General features: G+C 42.4%; 16 protein-coding genes. 11 read left to right on the plus strand and 5 right to left on the minus strand.

Translation table 11 applies throughout. The annotated features are described in order from the left end of the window. Positions 1-147: 147 nt before the first annotated feature. The 3 genes from G3569_RS16545 to G3569_RS16555 all read right to left on the minus strand — a co-directional run bounded on the left by G3569_RS16545 (position 148) and on the right by G3569_RS16555 (position 3,225). On the minus strand, positions 148-1,851 hold the full coding sequence (locus tag G3569_RS16545) for a pyridoxal-phosphate dependent enzyme (protein ID WP_165271199.1): 1,704 nt from the start codon (positions 1,849-1,851) through the stop codon (positions 148-150). An 87-nt stretch (positions 1,852-1,938) separates the two neighbouring features. Then, complete coding sequence (locus G3569_RS16550; protein WP_165271200.1) at positions 1,939-2,196, minus strand: hypothetical protein; 258 nt, start codon at positions 2,194-2,196, stop codon at positions 1,939-1,941. A gap of 129 nt (positions 2,197-2,325) precedes the next feature. After that, on the minus strand, positions 2,326-3,225 hold the full coding sequence (locus tag G3569_RS16555) for a 3-methyladenine DNA glycosylase (protein WP_165271201.1): 900 nt from the start codon (positions 3,223-3,225) through the stop codon (positions 2,326-2,328). Between the two features lie 83 nt (positions 3,226-3,308). Between G3569_RS16555 and G3569_RS16560 the strand changes: the two genes are divergently transcribed. Both G3569_RS16560 and G3569_RS16565 read left to right on the plus strand, forming a co-directional pair. After that, positions 3,309-4,238, plus strand: coding sequence for a UbiA family prenyltransferase (locus G3569_RS16560; protein ID WP_205720260.1), 930 nt, complete (start codon positions 3,309-3,311; stop codon positions 4,236-4,238). Positions 4,239-4,299: 61 nt separating this feature from the next. After that, positions 4,300-4,917 carry a thioredoxin family protein gene (locus G3569_RS16565; protein ID WP_205720261.1) on the plus strand — a complete coding sequence of 206 codons (618 nt, stop codon included), beginning with the start codon at positions 4,300-4,302 and terminating at the stop codon, positions 4,915-4,917. A gap of 66 nt (positions 4,918-4,983) precedes the next feature. On the opposite strand, the gene G3569_RS16570 is transcribed toward G3569_RS16565, so the two are convergent. Then, positions 4,984-8,127, minus strand: coding sequence for a T9SS type A sorting domain-containing protein (locus G3569_RS16570; RefSeq protein ID WP_205720262.1), 3,144 nt, complete (start codon positions 8,125-8,127; stop codon positions 4,984-4,986). 270 nt (positions 8,128-8,397) lie between these two features. On the opposite strand from G3569_RS16570, the gene G3569_RS16575 reads away from it, so the two are divergent. From G3569_RS16575 to pdxH, 6 genes are all read left to right on the plus strand, one after another. Then, entirely contained in the window at positions 8,398-9,582 is a 1,185-nt protein-coding gene (locus G3569_RS16575) for an aspartate aminotransferase family protein (RefSeq protein WP_240894758.1), read from the plus strand. Positions 9,583-9,680: 98 nt separating this feature from the next. Then, complete coding sequence (locus tag G3569_RS16580) at positions 9,681-11,039, plus strand: NAD-dependent succinate-semialdehyde dehydrogenase (RefSeq protein WP_165271204.1); 1,359 nt, start codon at positions 9,681-9,683, stop codon at positions 11,037-11,039. Between the two features lie 109 nt (positions 11,040-11,148). Then, the gene (locus G3569_RS16585) at positions 11,149-11,991 is read left to right on the plus strand and encodes a hypothetical protein (RefSeq protein WP_165271205.1); all 843 of its coding nucleotides are present in this window, start codon (positions 11,149-11,151) and stop codon (positions 11,989-11,991) included. A 150-nt stretch (positions 11,992-12,141) separates the two neighbouring features. Further along, positions 12,142-13,200, plus strand: coding sequence for a PA0069 family radical SAM protein (locus G3569_RS16590; RefSeq protein WP_165271206.1), 1,059 nt, complete (start codon positions 12,142-12,144; stop codon positions 13,198-13,200). A gap of 123 nt (positions 13,201-13,323) precedes the next feature. Continuing rightward, the gene (locus G3569_RS16595) at positions 13,324-13,902 is read left to right on the plus strand and encodes a thioredoxin family protein (protein WP_165271207.1); all 579 of its coding nucleotides are present in this window, start codon (positions 13,324-13,326) and stop codon (positions 13,900-13,902) included. Between the two features lie 3 nt (positions 13,903-13,905). Beyond that, on the plus strand, positions 13,906-14,562 hold the full coding sequence (gene pdxH, locus G3569_RS16600; RefSeq protein WP_165271208.1) for a pyridoxamine 5'-phosphate oxidase: 657 nt from the start codon (positions 13,906-13,908) through the stop codon (positions 14,560-14,562). Position 14,563: 1 nt separating this feature from the next. On the opposite strand, the gene G3569_RS16605 is transcribed toward pdxH, so the two are convergent. After that, on the minus strand, positions 14,564-15,202 hold the full coding sequence (locus G3569_RS16605; protein WP_165271209.1) for an energy transducer TonB: 639 nt from the start codon (positions 15,200-15,202) through the stop codon (positions 14,564-14,566). Between the two features lie 124 nt (positions 15,203-15,326). On the opposite strand from G3569_RS16605, the gene trmB reads away from it, so the two are divergent. From trmB to G3569_RS16620, 3 genes are all read left to right on the plus strand, one after another. Continuing rightward, on the plus strand, positions 15,327-16,010 hold the full coding sequence (trmB, locus tag G3569_RS16610) for a tRNA (guanosine(46)-N7)-methyltransferase TrmB (protein ID WP_165271210.1): 684 nt from the start codon (positions 15,327-15,329) through the stop codon (positions 16,008-16,010). 111 nt (positions 16,011-16,121) lie between these two features. After that, positions 16,122-16,724, plus strand: coding sequence for a TetR/AcrR family transcriptional regulator (locus G3569_RS16615; RefSeq protein ID WP_165271211.1), 603 nt, complete (start codon positions 16,122-16,124; stop codon positions 16,722-16,724). A gap of 36 nt (positions 16,725-16,760) precedes the next feature. After that, positions 16,761-19,253 (plus strand): acyl-CoA dehydrogenase, encoded by a 2,493-nt coding sequence (locus G3569_RS16620; protein ID WP_165271212.1) that lies wholly within the window; start codon positions 16,761-16,763, stop codon positions 19,251-19,253. Positions 19,254-19,399: the final 146 nt, after the last annotated feature.

Here is a 19,399-nt window from a genome sequence, read left to right on the forward strand (position 1 = left end):
TCTTGCTTTGTTCGCTTAACATATGAGCCGGCGGACAGCATGAGGCAAGATATGACTAGTTTTGCAAAGCCCTATTTACTTAGTTTCCTCTCGTGAATTTGGTTTCTCTCTTGGGCATACGTTTTTCCTGAATGTTTTAAGTATAAATTAGGCAGGAGCGCCTTTTGTGGCAATCGCCAGTCCTTTGGTGAAAGCCTGTATAACGGCTTCCAGCGTATCGGGCGAAGCCCCCTTAGAAACCCATTCTTTTCCGTCGTTAGTAAGGGTCAAGGTTACCATTACCAGCGAATCAGTATCGGGACTCAAAATTTCGACCTCATGATTACTTACCTGTAGCAGAAAAATGTTGTCCGTTTCGCTTTTCATAGCACTTAAGATGGCATCAATAGGCCCAACACCGCTTGCTTCTGTAATAACCTCTTTCCCTTCAATATCAAGCTTTACTTTCGCCTGTACCAGGCCGTGCTTACGCATGGTAAGCTTATAGTCCAGTACTTCTGCCGGGTAGTCCAGGTCTACATCCTCATTAAAAACGAGCGATTGCAAGACCTCGATCTCATTGTTGCTTAACGTTTTGCCTTTTTTATTGAAGTCAGAGACATAGTCGTTATACAGCTCTTGATGCCCTTCATCCATCTCCAGGTTAGCCATAAAGGTATCACGAGATTTTCCCCATGATTCCTTTTGCATCTCAATATATCCCGATTCAATATAGTTTCTGATTTTATCGATGTCGGGCGACAACACAGGGGATGACAGCGAGTGTTTGGCTACGGTTTTTGTATCCTTAAGACCGGCTCCTGTGAGGATGAACAGGCATTTCTTTCCTTTAAAAGTATCAAGGTTGTTTTTAAAAGCTGCCAGGGGCAGGGCACAGGCCGGTTCTGTAAAGTGGCCCTCTTCCACCGCCATCTCTTTCAGCGATTGCAGAATTTCATCTTCCGTTACCGTATAGGCAGCCCCATCGGTATCTTGAATACCAATCAGCACTTTTTCAAAATCCACAGGATCTGATGCCGCCACCGATTGGGCCATGGTATTAACCTGCTTTTTGATAATCTTCTTTTTTTTGAAAATACCTTCCACCACCGGGGAGCTTTGTTCGGGTTGTAGGGCAATAAGTTTGGGGATCTTAGAAACACGTCCCGCTTCTTTGAGCTCTTGATATCCCTTGTGGATAGCGGCAAAATTGGTCCCGCATCCTATGGGGATAAAAATATAGTCGAACTCTCCATCATGCTGTTCCTGTATTTCGTACGGAAACGCTTTTTGCCCCTCTTCACGAAATACATAATCGCCGGCCATATAGTAGTTGCCAGACTCAGCAAACTTGCGGCAAAGTCCTTCACAAACACTAAAATCTCCCTTTATTCGGATGATATTGGCATCGTAAATAGTGGCCTGTGCAATTTTAGCATCTGTCGTTTTTTCAGGCACAAAAATAAAGCAGGGAATTTTAAAATAACAGGCATAAGCAGCTACAGAGGCAGCCATGTTACCGGTAGAAGCGACGCAGATCGCATCGGCCTCTAGCTCCAGTGCTTTTTGTACTTCAATATAGCTGCCCCGATCTTTGAAACATCCTGTTGGGTGTTCAAAGTCCAGTTTAGCATAAAGATCTGCGTTATATGTTTTTGATAGTCGACCCAGGTGTGTTAATGCCGAATGGTTGCTTTTAAGGGGGTCCGGAACTAGTGAGTCCAGCGGATACCGAAGTCCATCTGCGGGCTCATCGTAGTAAACGCGAAGAACACTGCCACACTCAGTACAGTAGGTAGTTGTTTCTTCTTCTGAGTTTAAGTGTCCATTAGCCACACATTTCAGCTGGTAGTTTTTTGTCGTACGTGCCATAATAGATATTCGTTTCTAAATAAAAGCTTCTTGCTATAATAAAATGTATACAGAGCTAATTAAGTTCAGGAAAGGAAGCTCCAAAAATTACCTTTTCTTTTTAAGCGGTAACAAAGAGATCTGATCAAAATCCATATCGAGCTCATCCAACACCGGTTCTGCCACTTCCGATATCTCGTCAGGGTTTAGGTCCTCAAGGCCATCAATCTCTATGAATAATGCATTTTGATGTCCCACTATATTATATCGTGCTTTATCAGCATTAAAACATTTGCGAAGCGTATCAACTAAAAGTTTAATGTCTTGTTCGTACGCTTCATAATCGGTGTTATCTAAATCGCCCATGTCAGGTCTTTCGTTTCCTTTTGTTTAGTTGGATTAGTTGCCGAACAATACATAATAGCTGGTAGGCAGTCAATCCGTTATCTTAAATTAGCTATAAAAAATAATGATCAGTTTTGTGTTCTGCACAGCTTAAGAAGCAACAGTTAGCAGCTGTTTGTACTCTTTGATAAGAGCACTGCGGATAGGTTTCGATTTTTCAAAAATAGCCTGCTGCTTGTTTAGGTATTCCTTTCGTCCTTTGTCCGTTTCAATTTTTATCGGATCCAAGCCGCGTTCACGCAGGTCATAGGGACTGGCCTTCATATCCACATACCTGGTTTCCACTGCAAGCTCGAAGGCACGTCTTATAATATTGCTCGATGTCCATGGGTACATCTTGAAAGCCCACTTATAGAGATCCATATTGGTATGCAAACAGCCCGGCTGCTCCATATCAGCAAACTTTTCACGACTGAGAGCATGTTTATTTTGAGGTTTCGCTTCATCCGTAAAGAATCGGAAAGCATCAAAATGAGTACATACCAAGGGGCGGGATTCAACAAATTCGGCTAATTCTTCTTTATCCATTCGCAGTGAGAGATAATCATGGCGTACGCGGTCAGCCTTATAGACCATGGCCCATTCGTGCATCCCAAAACAACCAAATGAGGGTTTCCTGTTTGCCGATTGTTCCAACACATTAATAATCCACTTGACAGCAGAAAGGCGGTCGCGGTCAAAATGGCTGATATCCAGAAAGTAGTTGCCATTGATCGATTCCATTTCATCAAATCGCCACTCTTCGGTATGTCCATCAATAAGCATAGTGCCTAAGCCCGGCGACCAGCTTTTGAGGTACGAAGGCCGGAAGGCATAGTATTCGAACAAGAAATCCATTACGGGCTGTTTCTTTTGATGGGAGCGTTGCTCCAGGTACCCATCAATCAGGTTACCGATCTGCTGCTCGTGAGTTTCTTTTTGATGGCACCATTCATCCGCCTCTAGGCGTTCAGTTATGTAAGTGGGGCATTGGGTTTGCGAAGAAATCATAAGCTATAAAATACCAATCTTTTGTTGGATTGATAAGCTTAAAATGGTATGATCACATTATAACCATATCGAAACAGTTTTTGATGAATTTACGTCAAAATAAGACATCTATTTTAAGGCAATGCTGGCATTTTATATTGCATCTTCGCTGGCATTATCAGCTGTTTATATTGTCCGGTGGCTTTTTATTGGGTGGAGTTCTTAGTTCTAATTTAGATTTGGGATTGTTTCTTCAACAATTTTTTAATGTTCACCTTCTTTTGTTTGGCGGAGCTACCGCCTACAACTCATACTGGGATAAGGATGAAGGCCCCATAGGAGGGCTTGCCAATCCCCCAAAAATGGAACGTTGGATGTGGGGGGCATCGATTGCACTCCAGTTGGCAGGGTTATTTTTAGCCATCCCGGCAGGTGGGATCTTTATAGCAGTTTATGGGATAAGCATGCTATTTTTCTGGTTGTACTCAACCCCGCTTGCCCGATGGAAAAGTCGGCCCATAAAGAGTTTAATTGCTATCGGCATAAGTACCGGTTTTAACTCCGTTTTATTGGGATACCTTGCGGCGGGTAACGGGGAATTAGCTCCCTTTGTTTTGATAGCGGCCCTTGGGGTAACATTGATGTTGCTCAGCTTATATCCCATTTCTCAAATTTATCAACAAGAGGAAGATCGGAATCGGGGAGACCAAACGTTTGCGATTCAATATGGACGTTCTGGAGTGTTGCACTTTTTTGAAGGGGCTTTTTTTAGTGGTCTCCTTTTGGTCACGGGAGTGTTCTATGGGATTTATCTGAATTTGGCAATTTCTTTTGGAATCATAGGAGTATGTATTGGGTTATGGGTTCGTTTTAGAATCAAGAAACTTAGTGCAAAGAAAGATGATTACAAGCGAGTGATGCAACTCAAGTATAGTACCTCAATAGGGTTTGTTATTTTTTTATTATGTATTTTGCTCCTCAAGCACATTCCTGAAGGGGGAATATCCGGGGTTGCGGATTTGCTATTAAGGTAAGATATTATAGACCTATACATCTACTGACATAATACCCTTCAACCTTTCCATCTACAGATTTATGAGTACAGTTTCAGAACAAGTTATTGCCGCCGAGAATATCGAGCAGGCGATGAGTTATAAAGAATATCGTCAAATGATTGATCAGCTTTTGGCTGAAGATAAAACAACAGGTAGTGATCATTCCGAAGATATGATACACTACACCACCATGAATGTGCATCGTATGGCCCGTCTTGATAAACGTGTTGCTCTTACGGATGAAATTCAAAATCGATTGGAACAGTTAAGTTCTAACCTCATTTGGCTTGTACTAACAGAAGCCTGGTGCGGTGATGCGGCTCAGAATATTCCTGTAATCGCTAAGATTGCTGATGCCAGCGAGAGTATTGAGCTCAAACTGATTCTCAGAGATGAGCATCCCGACATTATGGATCAGTATCTCACAAATGGTGGACGCGCTATTCCAAAGCTGATTTGCCTTGATACAGAGACCTTAGAAGAAAAAGGAACATGGGGACCTAGACCTGAGGCAGCGCAAAAGAAAGTAAGAAATTGGATTGATAACACTGAACTAAGCAAAGAAGAGTGGGCAGCCAAGTTGCACAAGTGGTATGCAAAGGATCGAGGAAAAGAGCTACAAGCCGAATTTGTGGACTTACTAAAAGAGTGGACATAAAAAATCAGCATGTTGAACTCATATTCAACATGCTGAAAACTCAATATTACGGATTGGCGTTGGTTGTTATTTAACCAACGTCATTTTTTTCGTTTGCAGGGCATCATCATTTGCTGTTTTAACGTATACGCGGTAGATATAAACTCCGCTCGCTAAGTCATTCATATTTACTTTTATGTTGGGAGTACCAACGGCAAGTTTATTCTTATCGTTGAGAGTTTTTTCTCTGACTTTCTGGCCAGCCATATTGTAAATTGATATCCTCATAAATTCTGCATTATCCGGCAGGTCTATGGGAATAGTAGTAGAAGGATTAAAAGGATTTGGATAGTTTTGCCTGACCTTAAATTCACTCGGAGCAATAATTGAAATAGAGAGATCTTCTGGGTCTTTGTCTCCAGAATAATTTTCTACACTTACTGTAACAGGGTATCTGCCATTAATTACGTCTGAAGTACCCGCAGTTGTACCACGTGGGACAATAACAGTTAGTTCTGAAGATGTAGCATCTTTGACCTTAGCCTTGATGCCGTTAAATTCAACGGTATTCTCACTGGCTTGTGTACTAAACTGGAAGTTTGTTGCCGAAACAGTAACTTCATCACCGGCTTTTACCTCAGTGGCAGATATTGAGGCAAAAGGGAAATTACTTGCCGCTACTTTCCCTTTGAAGTCACCGATAAAGATACCGCGACCATGGCTGCCAATAGCCAAATCTCCATCTGACCTTCGCCAGTCAATATTTTCAACTACGGAATACCCAATATCTGCACTGCCTGTGCCATCAAATTCAGACTCTCGCCCCCATTGGGTTTGATTCCCATTTAATCCCTGGGTAGCATAAACACCAGTACTGGTTCCCAGTACATATATGGTACCCGAAGTAGCTGGAATGATGGCAACAGAGCGCATAGAAGGGCCGGCATTATCATCTTTTACATCGTCAGAACCTTCGAGGTTGCCTTCTACAGGTTCCCAGCTTTCTCCCCCGTTTACCGTATGGTACAGACCTACAATGCCGTAATTAGACAATACTACTAAGGCTTCGTTGCCATTATTAGGATTAATAGCAATATCGTTCACATAAGCTCCCTGGGCTGCATTGCTTATAGATACATCAACAGGTTGAATGTTTGAACTGTTTGCATTGTCAATTTTCATTATTTTAGGTCGGTTGGAATCGTTTGATCCGGCATAGTAGAGAACATTAGCAGGCAAAGTACTTACTGCAAGTGCAGAAATATTGAAACCCGACATTTCTGCTTCAGGTAAAAGTTGCCAGTGGTCTCTTGGGTTATTTTCATCTACTTTAGTATTACGATACAGTTTACCCCCATCCGGATAATACATGATACCTTCATCATTTGGGTCTACCGTATAAGGGTGGATAAATAATTGATCAGACGCATCTTCAGGGTGGACCGAAGCCCAGTCTGTCGATGTATTTCCATCAAATGGAGAGCTTATTGACCCGTCAGCTTCACGCCCTATACGTAAAATTCGCCCCCTTTGAGAAGAGGCATAAGCATAATTAGTACCCCAAAATGAGAACCCGCCATCACCCGAAGATATATCTACTGAAGTGCTGGCTGTTTGGTTAGTAAGGTCATATTCAAAGAAAGGAGTACCATTATCTTGGGTACCTCCGAGTAATTGATATTTGCCGTCTTCAGGGGCAATAGAAATATCATAAAACTGTGTCACCACATATGTTTCATTGCGATCTGTCCATTGCATCGGTTCTCGGGAAACGTCATTAGTTACTGAAATCCCCCCATCGTGTCCAACCCATAGTTTATTGGGATCATTTGGGTCATAGACTTGAACATGTTGGTCAGGATGTTGGTTGGGGTATTGACTAACATTATTATCATTAGAATAACCGCCGACCCAATATGCATCTTTTTCGCTACTGGTATTTGAAGGTTCAGTAGAAAACCCGTTAGTAGATCGAAAAAGGTTTGTAGCCCCTATCGTTACAAAATCAGGATTATCAGGTTTTACCGATACCGTCATATTGTAACCGCCTTGTAGGTTAACACCACCGACGGGATTGCCAAAATCAGGTAAGTTTGCCGACCGGTCCTCTGCGACCACATTATTTACACCTCCAGAAATATCGAGTTTAAAAAAGCCTTGGTTCGTATCGTCATTCACCTTATTTGTGAATACATATGCGATGTTTGGGTTTGATGGAGCAAAAGATATTACACTACGTGCATGTTCACTAGGAAAGTCACTTGGAGTTATTTCAGTCCAATTTTGTCCGTCATCGGTTGAAAGGAATATACCGGGGTTACCGCTGGAAACACCGGCATCGGTACTTGATAGAACAGCAATGACATCACCATTGGAAGCAATATCAAAATCTGAAAAATAGTGTTCGCCGGCTCCACCAAGTTCTATATTATCAAAATTATCTCCATTGGCAGATCGGAAAATACCAAACCCATTATTAGCGGTATAAACGGCTCCAGAAGTAGGGTGGATATCAATGCGGCTGATATAATCAAATTGGGTATCAAACCTGCTGTCTCGATCTGCGGTTGACGAAATACGAGACCAAGATTCCCCATTGTCAGTAGACCTAAATATCCCTGTACCATAATAGGAAGCACCTGTTGCACCTGCAGAATTACCTTGTATCTCTCCGGATGTATAGTACCAGGTATCTTGGTTAATCGGGTGTTGTGCTAACGAAGTAACGCTAAAGTTTTCAAAACCTCCGGTTTTAAGATCCCAGCTTGTACCTCCATCAGTCGATTTCCAGATTCCTCCGGATACACCGCCGGCAATTATAATATTAGAATTGCGCTCATCAATACCCAAGGCACGAGTACGCCCACCAATAGCATGGGGACCTGCCAGTTGCCAATCAAAACCTTCTGCTACTTGCATTGAAGGGTTTTTGGCTTTTTTTCTGCTTTGTATTCTACGGAAAGTGGGCAGATGCTTGGCGTGGTTAATCTCACGAGCACGAATATTTTGAGGGATTTTATTAGTCTCAGGATTCCGTAACATGCGAAAGAAATATTCGCTGCGAGCTTTTTTAGATTTTTCACGGCTTATTTCCTGCTCTTCAGGCACTGGGGTAACAGAAGATTCCATGTGAGCAGGAGCATTAAATTGGGTGAAAATCCAGTACCCACTTATAGCAATTACGACTGCAGCAATGGGTAACAATGTTTTTTTTGTAGCTTTCAAATCCATTTTTCTATTTAATCATTGGTTTTAATATTACCGGAACTCCAAATACTAAATGTTCGCTTTAGGCTAAATATCTACTTTTGAGGGTTTTATAAATCGTAAGTACCATTGATGTAATAAATAAAACTAACATCAGACAGGTTTCATATATTAAAATAACGTTTATATAATACCGAATGGCATTAAATATAATATATGCGATAAATGTTAGTGAAGTAAACCCAATTAAAAAGTTCTCACTCTACTCAATTAAAAATATAATAGATACCAATTTTGAGTCACAAAGAATCATTTTACGATCATCTAGCACAAACAAGTGAAGCTCCAATGGGATTAGAAGTAGAGAGGGCCGAAGGACCTTATATCTATACCTCGAATGACAAACAGTATGTGGATTTTATTTCGGGTATTGCCGTGAGCAGCCTTGGCCATCGCCATCCCAAAGTGGTAAAGGCGATTAAAAAGCAGGTTGATCGCCATCTGCATGTTATGGTTTACGGAGAGTTCATACAGGAGCCGCAATCGGCCTATGCTGATTTGCTGACTTCACAACTACCGGACCAACTGGAGCGTGTATACTTCGTTAACAGTGGTACCGAAGCTAATGAAGGAGCCTTAAAGCTTGCCAAAAAACATACCGGCCGGCATAAATTTGTGGCATTTAATCATGGTTACCACGGCGATACTCAGGGTTCGTTGAGTGTTACCGGCAGAGATGTATATCGGGATCCCTATTTACCTCTGTTGCCTGATGTGCATTTTTTGGATTTCAACAGCCACGACGGTCTCTCGACTATCGATGAAGAAACAGCGGCTGTAATAATGGAGCCCATACAGGGCGAGGGAGGCATTATACCCGCTCAAAAAGAGTGGTTGCAGGCCGTTCGTAATCGTTGTGATGAGGTTGGTGCTCTTCTGATTCTTGATGAAATTCAAACCGGGTTCTTTCGTACAGGTTCCCTGTTTGCATTACATCGTTACGGGATAACCCCGGACATTCTTTGCCTGGCCAAGGCCATGGGAGGGGGGATGCCGATGGGCGCGTTTGTGTCTTCATCAAAGATATTTGAATCGTTTATGTTCGATCCCCCTCTTAACCATGTAACAACCTTTGGAGGACATCCGGTCTCTTGTGCGGCTGCACACGCAACACTCAAAGAGTTATTGTCAGACGATTACGGAAAACGAGCAAAAAAAATTGAGTCTATCGTACGAGAAGAGCTCACTGCTGAAGCTATTGTCGAAGTACGCGGTGTCGGAGCTATGTTAGGTATGGAACTAAGAGATAAGGAGCTTACCCAGAAAGTCGTAGAGGCTTGTCTCAGTGAAGGTATTATCCTGGGGTGGACCTTGCACTCCAATACCTTGGTGCGTTTGGCGCCCCCGTTGATTATTGAAGAGGAGTTGTTACATTCTTCTTTACAGACGATCAATCAGAAAGTCGAAATTCATAGTTAAATTCTCTTATGGGAAGCTTTTTGCTGGATTTGTCAAAGTAGGAATGTGACCCTACAGTTAGTAGTTAATGATAAGTTATTGGTAATAAATATACAGTTATGAAGACGATTAACCCCGCAAATGAAACAGTCATTGAAGAGTATGAGCAGATGAGTGACCAGGTGTTCGATGGTATTGTAAATGATGCTGTTGAGGCGCAAGAAAATTGGCGTAGCCGTTCATTCTCAGAACGGGCAGATATACTCAACAAAGCCGCACAGATCCTACGAAAACGCAAGTCGGAGTTTGCCGAGTTGATGGCACGCGAAATGGGTAAACCTTTGTCACAAGGAGAATCTGAGAGCGAAAAGTGTGCCTGGGTATGTGAATATTATGCAGAAAATGCCGCAGATTTCCTGGCAGATGAGTATATAGAAACGGATGCGGATAAAAGTTATGTAACCTTTAACCCATTGGGTACGGTACTGGCCATAATGCCGTGGAATTTCCCTTTTTGGCAGCTGTTTCGCTTTGCTGCTCCTGCGCTTATGGCCGGTAATGCGGCTGTTTTGAAGCACGCTCCAAATGTTACGGGCTGTGCACTAGCCATAGAGGAGCTGTTGCATAAGGCCGGTATCCCACGAGACCTTTTCAGGACTGTATTGGCAGATGTAGAGCAAACACAACAGCTTATTAAACACTCCGGCATTGCCGCCGTTACTTTAACGGGGAGTACACGTGCAGGTAAAGCAGTAGCATCTACGGCTGGAGAAGAGTTAAAGAAAACGGTTCTTGAGCTGGGGGGCAGTGATCCATATATTATTCTAGAGGAAGCTAACATAGAACAGGCAGCTGAAACCTGTGTTACATCCAGGCTTGTAAACAGCGGGCAGAGTTGTATAGCTGCCAAGCGCCTTATTGTGGTAGAAGAGCACTATGATACTTTCTTGGAGAGTGTAAAATATCGAATGAGTCGCAAGCAGTTTGGGAATCCTTTTGAGAGTTCAACTGATATTGGCCCAATGGCTCGTAAAGATTTAAGAGATAAGCTCCATCAGCAGGTACAGGAAAGTATACAGGTTGGTGCTAATTGTATTTTAGGAGGAGAAATTCCTGACCGCGAAGGGGCTTTTTATCCGCCTACGGTATTGACCAACGTTTCTGAAGGGATGCCAGCTTATGAAGAAGAACTCTTTGGACCAGTAATTTCTGTTATAAAGGTGAAAGACGAAGCCGAAGCAATTGAAGTTGCTAATGATACTGAGTACGGATTAGGAGCTGCAGTATTTTCTGAGGATGTCGAGAGGGCAGAACAGATAGCTGCCAATGAGTTGAAAGCCGGCTGTTGTTTTGTAAATGATTTTGTGAAATCAGATCCCCGTTTGCCATTCGGAGGTATTAAGAACTCCGGGCTGGGAAGAGAACTTTCCCATTTTGGGATTAAAGAGTTTGTGAACATAAAAACTGTTTACAAATAAAAGTGTAAGGGATACTTTCTTCAACGGTCTTATTAAATGTATGGGGTGGATGAGCCAAAATTCACCAACAATTCGCATATACTATTGAACAAAAATAAAATGACAAAAAATGGGAGTAAATATGTTACGCACTTGTATAAAATATTTTGTGGTTTTAATATTATTCACTGGGTTGATGAGCTGTGGTAGTGATAGTACAGGGCCTGACCCCAGTGAAGCGCCATCTGTACCTTCTAAAATTATAAGTGAAGAAGCAAAACCTGATGTTAGTTTTTTTGAAGAGGAACAATCCAAACAATTGACAGGTGGAAATACTGCAAGTACAGAAAATTACAATGCTGCTAAATATACCGCTTTGAGTATTTCTGGTATAGCGAGTATGAATGCTTTATATAGTGGTTTTATGTCTCCTGCATCATCTACAGAGCCAGAATTCAAAGATGGGAAATGGGTTTGGGAGTACACTCATACAAACCCCGAAACTGGTGATACAGGTACTTTTAGATTGGAAGCTAAAGAAATATCTGAAGGTCATAAATGGGCTATGTACCTTTCTATGGATACCAGTGAGTTCAGCGTAGAAAATTATAAGGTGTTTGAAGGAACCACTTCTTCTGATGGTTCGGAAGGGGAGTGGATCTTCAATTCCATAGACTTAGAAGAAACAGGAACCCAAGAGGTGAAAGCATTTAGCTCAAGCTGGGTTATTACAAATGAAGATAAAATGGAAACCTCTTTTGAGTTCTATGATAAGGAAGGGAGAGTACAAATTGACGGAGGGTATACTAAAGATGCTCCAGAGCATACGCTAGCCGTGGATTATGCCGATTCCCAGCAGTCGAATGTTAAAATTTACTGGAATACAGAAAACAATACGGGCTATATTTTACAGGGTACCGAATGCAAAGGTTGGGACAGTAGTTTTCAAGATGATAATAGCGTTTGCCCATAAGCAATAGTTGAGATTTTAATTTTTGAAGAGGCCCGGTTTTAGCCGGGCTTTTTTATTTAGTAAACTTTCTGGAATTTAAACTGACACTGTGGTGTCATTCTGTTACTATATATTATAGGCGAAGGGAAAAAGATTAACTGTTCGTTTATTATGGATGACAATAAGAATCCAATTCGTGGTCGTGGGGCATCTGATAATCCTGCTAATCGGTTTGAGGGTAAATATACCGATTATGATCTGGATGAAGAGACGGGCCAAAAGCCCTCTCAGGATACAAAGCTTATTCGCGATGATACAAAAGAGATTCTTTCGAAAAATAAGAGCCCGGATATCCCTTTCACCTATGGGTTAAACCCTTACCGAGGATGTGAGCACGGATGTATCTATTGTTACGCCAGACCCACGCATGAATTTTTGGGGTTTTCGGCAGGATTGGATTTTGAATCTCGAATTATGGTTAAATATGATGCTCCCCAAAAACTCAGGAAAAAGTTTGCTGAAAAGAGCTGGATGCCCCAACCTATTGTAATGAGCGGGGTCACAGATCCCTATCAACCTATTGAAAGGAATCTTGAGATTACCAGAGGATGCCTTGAGGTTTTTGCAGAATCACGTAATCCTGTCGGTGTTATCACTAAAAATTACTTGGTAACACGTGATCTCGATTTCTTGAGTGAACTTGCAGAATACAATGCCGTACATGTAACCCTCTCAATTACCACACTAGACCGAGAACTTGCGCGAGTGATGGAGCCGAGAACATCACAACCTAATAGACGATTAAAAGCAATACAGGAGTTATCAGATGCAGGAGTATCAGTTGGGGTTAATGTAGCTCCAATTATCCCCGGCTTAACAGATCATGAGTGTGTTGAGATATTGAAAGCTGCTCGTGATGCCGGTGCCATCAGAGCCGGTTATACTATTCTACGATTACCCCATGGGGTCAAAGATTTGTTTAAGGAGTGGCTACAGCAACATTTTCCCGATCGAAAAGAAAAAGTACTGAATAGAATTCGTGAGATGCGGAATGGGAAGTTATATGAGAGCGAATTTGGAAGCCGGTTTCGCGGGAAAGGAGAATTCGCTGATCAAATTAGAGAGATGTTTAAAATCCAGTCAAAGAAGCTTGGCTTTAATAAAAAAGAAATTACTATATCGCGAAGCAATTTTAGACGACCAGAAGTTGGGCAGTTAAATCTTTTTTAGGTGAGATGAGCCCCCTTTAGGGTGAGTGAGAAATTAAGCCGATTTATATATTTACTTATCCGATGCATTTAATATATTCAGGTTCAGAACGATTAATTTTTAAAAGCTTATATAGTAGATTTTATGTCTAACACTCCTTCTACAATGCTGGATCTCGGAACGGAAGCACCGGATTTTAAACTTTTTGATACGGTAAATAACCAGCTGGTATCTCGCGACGATTTTGATAACGCAAAAGGGCTGCTTGTTGTATTTATGTGTAACCATTGCCCTTTTGTAAAACATATTTTGGATGACTTTGTAGTAGCCGCTCGCGATCTGCAACAGAAAGGTATTGGCGTTGTTGCTATCAGCTCCAATGATGTTGAGAACTATCCTGATGACAGCCCCGTAAAAATGGCACAATTGGCTCGGGAAAAGCAGTTTTCCTTTCCGTATCTCTATGATGGTACACAGGAAGTAGCAAAAGCATATCGCGCAGCTTGCACACCAGACTTTTATCTCTTTAATGAGAATGATAAGCTCGTTTATCGTGGTCAATTTGATGATAGCCGACCCGGTAATGATGAGCCTGTAACCGGAGAAGATATCCGAGAAGCTGCTGACCTTCTGTTTGATGAAGAAGTGAAAGAAGAGCAAAAGCCAAGTATGGGATGCAATATCAAGTGGAAGAAAGGTAAAGAACCAGATTATTTCGGGTAATATATGTCGGCAGATAACACGCAAAAAGGTATAGAAAAGATACGGCGCGAGTATGCCGGGGAAGAGCTGTCAAAGTCGGCCGTGGATAACGATCCAATTGCTCAGTTTGAGGAGTGGTTTGAACAAGCCCTTTCGGCCGATGTGCTGGATGCCAATGCAATGACACTGTCTACTGTTTCAGGGGATGGGCAACCATCTTCACGTATAGTACTATTAAAAGGGATAGTGAATAATGGTTTCCGCTTTTATACTAATTACGGCAGTAGAAAGGGGCAGGAAATGGAAGAGAACCCTCTTGCTTCTCTTTGTTTCTACTGGGCACAGCTATCAAGACAGGTGCGTATAGAAGGAAAGGTTGAGCGTTTGTCGCGTGAAACCTCTGAATCTTATTTTCAGCAACGCCCCCGATTGAGCAAGATTGGAGCTTGGGCTTCAAAACAAAGTAATGAAGTCTCCTCGCGAGAAGAACTTGAATCGAAGTTTGAGGAACTGAAAAAACGATTTGATGGGCAAGATGTTCCGCTGCCTGATTTTTGGGGTGGGTATTTACTTGTACCCCATAGGATTGAGTTTTGGCAAGGGCGTCCGGGCCGGTTACATGATCGTGTCTGTTATAAAAAAGAGGCGGAAGAATGGCAGATCTCCCGCCTTGCGCCGTAGCTTATTTTAAATCAAACCTCACGGGGATACTTAATTGAACCTTTACAACCCGTCCGCGTTGTCGGCCGGGTTTAAAGGTGAGGTTTCGTACAGCACGGAGCGCCTCTTTATCACATCCACCACCAATACCGCGGATGACTTTTGCATCTTGGACAGTGCCATCTTTGCTTACGACAAATTGAATGTTTACAGTACCCTCAATTCCGGCTAGCTTTGCTTCTCGAGGGTAAGAAAGGTCATCATAGAGTGATTGGAGGCCGCCTTTAATTTGGGGTTCTGTTTCTACAACAATAAAAATTTCTTCCCCATCATCTTCTGAGCCTGCAGATTCTTCTGGTAGTTGCAGATTTCCTGAGTTTTCCCAGTTGATATCAAGATTACCAATAGGATCTTCGATAATTACGTCATCGGGCACCGGATTAAAAACGCTCGGTTTGGTAGGTGTCGCAGGTGTTTGATCTCGCTTGGTAATGGGAGTATCAACAGTTTTAACGACATCGAAATCACGATCCGGTATTTTCAGTGTCTGACTTTCATTGGTTGGTAGCTTGAAGGCAGATATGGCAAGCAGCAGTGCTACTATTAAGCCTGTTTCAAAAATAATATAGTATCCTTTTTTAAGATCACCGATGAACTTCATAGGCACCCTCATTTTTTATTTGGAAGTTGAGTACGAACTGCTCATGATATCTCTTATTTTCAATATACCTGCCCTGCCAAGAGGTTAAATCACATATTCATGCTATATAACAGAACGTTTAGAAATGGGAACAAATAAATTGCAGCGATTTAAAGAAATTTCAGAATATCATAATGTCCTGGAGCTCACCGATTTCCAGGATGATGAATCTCAAAAACCCCAAGGCCGATGGCATTCAGATGTTTTTGGGAATGCTAATCCGATAATTCTGGAACTAGCATGTGGCAAAGGAACATACACCTTGGAGCTGGCGCGTAGAAATCCCGACGCTAATATTATTGGGATAGATATTAAAGGCGGGCGAATATGGAAGGGAGCAACACGGGCATTAGAAGAAGGGTTAGAAAATGTGCGCTTCTTGCGAATGTATATCGATCACCTCTACGAATATTTTGCTCCCCAGGAAGTCGATGATATTTGGATTACCTTTCCGGATCCGTATCCCAGGGCGGGAGATCGAAATAAACGATTGGTTGCCCCAAAATTTCTAAATATCTATCAAAGAGTATTGAAGCCCGATGGGAATGTAAGGTTAAAAACGGATAGCGATAAACTATTTTCATATGCAAAAAGAACCATAGATAAAACGGGGTGTAGGGTAATTGACTCTGTTGAAAGTATATATGATGAGCGCCCTGAAGATGAGATATTAACTGTTAAAACTGATTTTGAGAAAAAGCATCTTGAAAAGGGACAAACAATTTCATTTATAAGTTTTGATCTGCCAGAAGAACAGATTTTAGATTAATATTTTATAAATGGATTTTTTTAGCCACTAAAAAAGTTTATCTAATACGGTTGATTTATCTTATTAAATTAGTTAACTATCTTTTAGTTAACGGTGTTAACCTCTGTTAATATGAATAAGACCGAAGAAAAGAGTTTAAAAGAGCAAATAATTGATGCTGCCCGAAAGGTGCTATTGGCAAAAGGGTATCGCAATTTTTCTCTGCGAAAAATTGCCGGAGAAATTGATGTGAGTGCTACCAGTATCTATCTGCATTTTGAAAATAAGGATGATTTGGTGCACACCTTGATGGAAGAGGCGATAGCACGTCTCAATAAGCAACTTGAACAGAAGGTAGCTGAGGTAGATGATCCGATTTCCAAGCTAGAAGCTTTGGCAAGAGAATATGTTTCCTTCGCCCTTAAGCATCCGCGAGAATACCAGGTGATCTATTTGATAAGTTCAGATGAAATGACCCGATATCCCAAAGAAAAATTCAGGAAAGCACGAAAGGGATATGAGATTGTTACGGATGTACTAAAGGAGGGAGTAGAATCAGGGTTAATTGCGGAAAGCAGACCTCGCCTTGCTGCCTATACATTTTGGGCTCAGTTACATGGAGTGATGTCTGTAGTACTTTCAAAACGATTGGACAATCGAATCGAGCAGGAAGAATTTATAGAAGAAGCAATTGATCATATAATAAAAGGATATCAGCTGCGAACATCCTTGTAATTACATAGAAACGCAGAAAAATAATAGGAGATAATTATGGAGTTTTTAAATGAGAGTTTGGGTTTTTTGTTCCAATACCCGCTTTGGGCAGTAATTGTAAGTATGGTAATTGTTGCCACATTACTGGCTTTTTGGGGAACGCCTCTGTGGGTATGGGCCATTGCCGGGTTTGTGGCCCTTTGGGGATTTTCAGCTCCCACTTGGGCATTTTGGGTGTTTGGCGGTTTAGTAGTGCTTTTCAATGTAAAAGCTATACGCCGGTATGTACTAACGGCCCCACTAATGAAGTTATTAGATGCGCTAAACTTCTTACCTGAAATTTCTGAAACCGAACGTACTGCTATCGAAGCCGGTAATGTATGGGTCGATGCTGAACTATTTTCCGGAAAGCCTGATCTTAAACGATTAGCCAATGAGTCGTACCCGGAACTGACTGATGAGGAACAGGCATTTTTGGAGGGACCGGTGGAAGAGCTCTGTTCCATGGTTGAAGATTGGGATGTGTATGTTCGCAAAGGATTTACGGATGAACAGTGGGAATTTATGAGAGAACATAAATTCTTTGGTCTCATTATACCTGAAGAATATGGGGGACTGGAGTTTTCAGCAAGTGCTCACAGTGCTATTATTGCAAAGTTGTCTTCAAGATGCGGTCCGCTGGCAACCACGGTGATGGTTCCGAATTCTTTGGGACCTGCTGAGCTATTGATGCACTACGGTACTGACGAGCAGAAAGATCATTATTTGCCACGTCTGGCAACAGGAGAAGAGATGCCCTGTTTTGCCCTCACCGAGCCAACAGCAGGTTCTGATGCCGGTGCGATGACTGCCGAAGGTGAAGTCTTCAAAGGGGATGACGGGGAACTGTATATCCGTTTGAACTTCACGAAGCGATATATAACGTTAGCAGCTATTTCTACTGTAATAGGACTGGCCTTTAAATTACGAGATCCTGAAAATCACTTGGGTAAAGGAGAGTATCCGGGTATTACGTGTGCGTTAATCCCCAGTGAAACCGAAGGTATTAAGTTAGGGCGACGTCATGACCCGATGGGCGTACCTTTTTATAACTGTCCCATTGACGGTAAAGATGCTGTTGTTTCTGTTGATCAAATTATTGGTGGAGCAGACCAAGCCGGTAATGGCTGGCAGATGCTCATGGAATCGCTGGGCGTGGGACGAGGAATCTCACTGCCGGCACAAAGCCTCGGTGGGGCGAAGGTGGCTACTCGGGCTCTCGGCGCTTATACCGCAATTCGCCGACAGTTTGGTATTAATATCGGTAAATTCGAAGGCATTGAAGAACCAATGGCCCGCATCGGTGGGTTTACCTATCTGATGGATGCTGCACGACGGTATACCTGCGGCGGGTTGGATATCGGGGAAAAACCGTCGGTGGTTACGGCTATAGCCAAGTATAATTTTACAGAACTAGGCCGAAAGATTGTGAATGATGCAATGGATATTCAGGGGGGCGCCGGTATTTCGCGGGGACCTCGCAATATCTTTGCCCACAGCTATATTTCTTTACCGATAGCGATCACGGTAGAAGGGGCTAACATTCTTACCCGAAGCCTGATGATATTTGGGCAGGGGGCGATACGATGTCACCCATATGCTTATGACGAAATAGACGCTTTAACGAAAGGTGACCTCAAAGCTTTTGATGATGCCTTTTGGAAGCATATTGGCCACGTGGGACGAAACAAGGCGCGGGCTTTTGTAATGAGTATCACACGCGGCTTTTTTGCCTCTTCACCGGTGGGTGGACCGGCGAAAAAATATTATAAGAAGCTGTCGTGGGCTTCGGCTTCCTTTGCTTTCTTAGCAGACATAGCACTGGGATCATACGGAGGCGGTTTAAAGATAAAAGAGAAGATCAGCGGGCGCTTTGCTGATATCTTAAGCTGGATGTACTTGGCGACCGCAACCTTACGTCGTTATGATGCCGAAGGACAGCGAGAACAGGATCGAGCATTCTTTGAGTGGTCTATGGAGTATGCCTTTGGACAAATTCAGGAAGCTTTTGATGAGATCTACAGTGAAATCAAAGTGCCTGGCCTCAGTTGGTTATTTCGGGGACCTATTGCCATGTGGTCACGAATGAACCGCATTGGATCGAAACCATCCGATAAGCTGGGACATAAAGTAGCCCAGGCCATGCAACAGCGCGGAGAAACACGAGATCGTATAACAGAGGGCATATATATCCCTGAAAAAACCGACCAGGCCCTTGGGCGGTACGAAAATGCCATGAAGTTATTAGAAGAAGCCGAGCCTGCCTATAAAAAGATTTACGTGGCTACGAAGAAAAAAGAGCTGCCTAAAACACAACCCCGCTTTGTTATAGATAAGGCTGTAGAAAAAGGAATACTTACCGAAGATGAAGCGAAAATAGTGCGTAAGGCAGAAGAGGCACGGATTGATGTGGTAGAAGTAGATGAGTTTACCTTGGAAGAATATGAAAACCAAACCCCATCAACACCTAAATTTGAAGATTCGGCTGATGCAGAAGAGATCGCCTCTTAGCTAAACTTATAATTAAACTTCTTGGCCCTGTTGATATAGCATCAGCAGGGCTTTTTTATTTGATGTATGTAGGGGATAATACCACAAAAACATAATTGGAAGAATAAAACACTTTGTTATCCACTAAAAATAGGATTATATTCTGA

Origin of the sequence: Fodinibius halophilus (genome assembly GCF_011059105.1) — a bacterium.
GTDB lineage: Bacteria > Bacteroidota > Rhodothermia > Balneolales > Balneolaceae > Fodinibius > Fodinibius halophilus.

Excerpts from the sequence above, each read along its gene's own strand:
- G3569_RS16580 (WP_165271204.1), top strand. The coding sequence starts at position 9,681 with ATGAAGACGATTAACCCCGCAAATGAAACAGTCATTGAAGAGTATGAG.
- G3569_RS16570 (WP_205720262.1), bottom strand. The coding sequence starts at position 8,127 with ATGGATTTGAAAGCTACAAAAAAAACATTGTTACCCATTGCTGCAGTC.
- trmB (WP_165271210.1), top strand. The coding sequence starts at position 15,327 with ATGGGAACAAATAAATTGCAGCGATTTAAAGAAATTTCAGAATATCAT.
- G3569_RS16585 (WP_165271205.1), top strand. The coding sequence starts at position 11,149 with ATGGGAGTAAATATGTTACGCACTTGTATAAAATATTTTGTGGTTTTA.
- G3569_RS16605 (WP_165271209.1), bottom strand. The coding sequence starts at position 15,202 with ATGAAGTTCATCGGTGATCTTAAAAAAGGATACTATATTATTTTTGAA.
- pdxH (WP_165271208.1), top strand. The coding sequence starts at position 13,906 with ATGTCGGCAGATAACACGCAAAAAGGTATAGAAAAGATACGGCGCGAG.
- G3569_RS16615 (WP_165271211.1), top strand. The coding sequence starts at position 16,122 with ATGAATAAGACCGAAGAAAAGAGTTTAAAAGAGCAAATAATTGATGCT.
- G3569_RS16595 (WP_165271207.1), top strand. The coding sequence starts at position 13,324 with ATGTCTAACACTCCTTCTACAATGCTGGATCTCGGAACGGAAGCACCG.
- G3569_RS16620 (WP_165271212.1), top strand. The coding sequence starts at position 16,761 with ATGGAGTTTTTAAATGAGAGTTTGGGTTTTTTGTTCCAATACCCGCTT.
- G3569_RS16590 (WP_165271206.1), top strand. The coding sequence starts at position 12,142 with ATGGATGACAATAAGAATCCAATTCGTGGTCGTGGGGCATCTGATAAT.
- G3569_RS16555 (WP_165271201.1), bottom strand. The coding sequence starts at position 3,225 with ATGATTTCTTCGCAAACCCAATGCCCCACTTACATAACTGAACGCCTA.
- G3569_RS16545 (WP_165271199.1), bottom strand. The coding sequence starts at position 1,851 with ATGGCACGTACGACAAAAAACTACCAGCTGAAATGTGTGGCTAATGGA.
- G3569_RS16565 (WP_205720261.1), top strand. The coding sequence starts at position 4,300 with ATGAGTACAGTTTCAGAACAAGTTATTGCCGCCGAGAATATCGAGCAG.
- G3569_RS16560 (WP_205720260.1), top strand. The coding sequence starts at position 3,309 with ATGAATTTACGTCAAAATAAGACATCTATTTTAAGGCAATGCTGGCAT.
- G3569_RS16550 (WP_165271200.1), bottom strand. The coding sequence starts at position 2,196 with ATGGGCGATTTAGATAACACCGATTATGAAGCGTACGAACAAGACATT.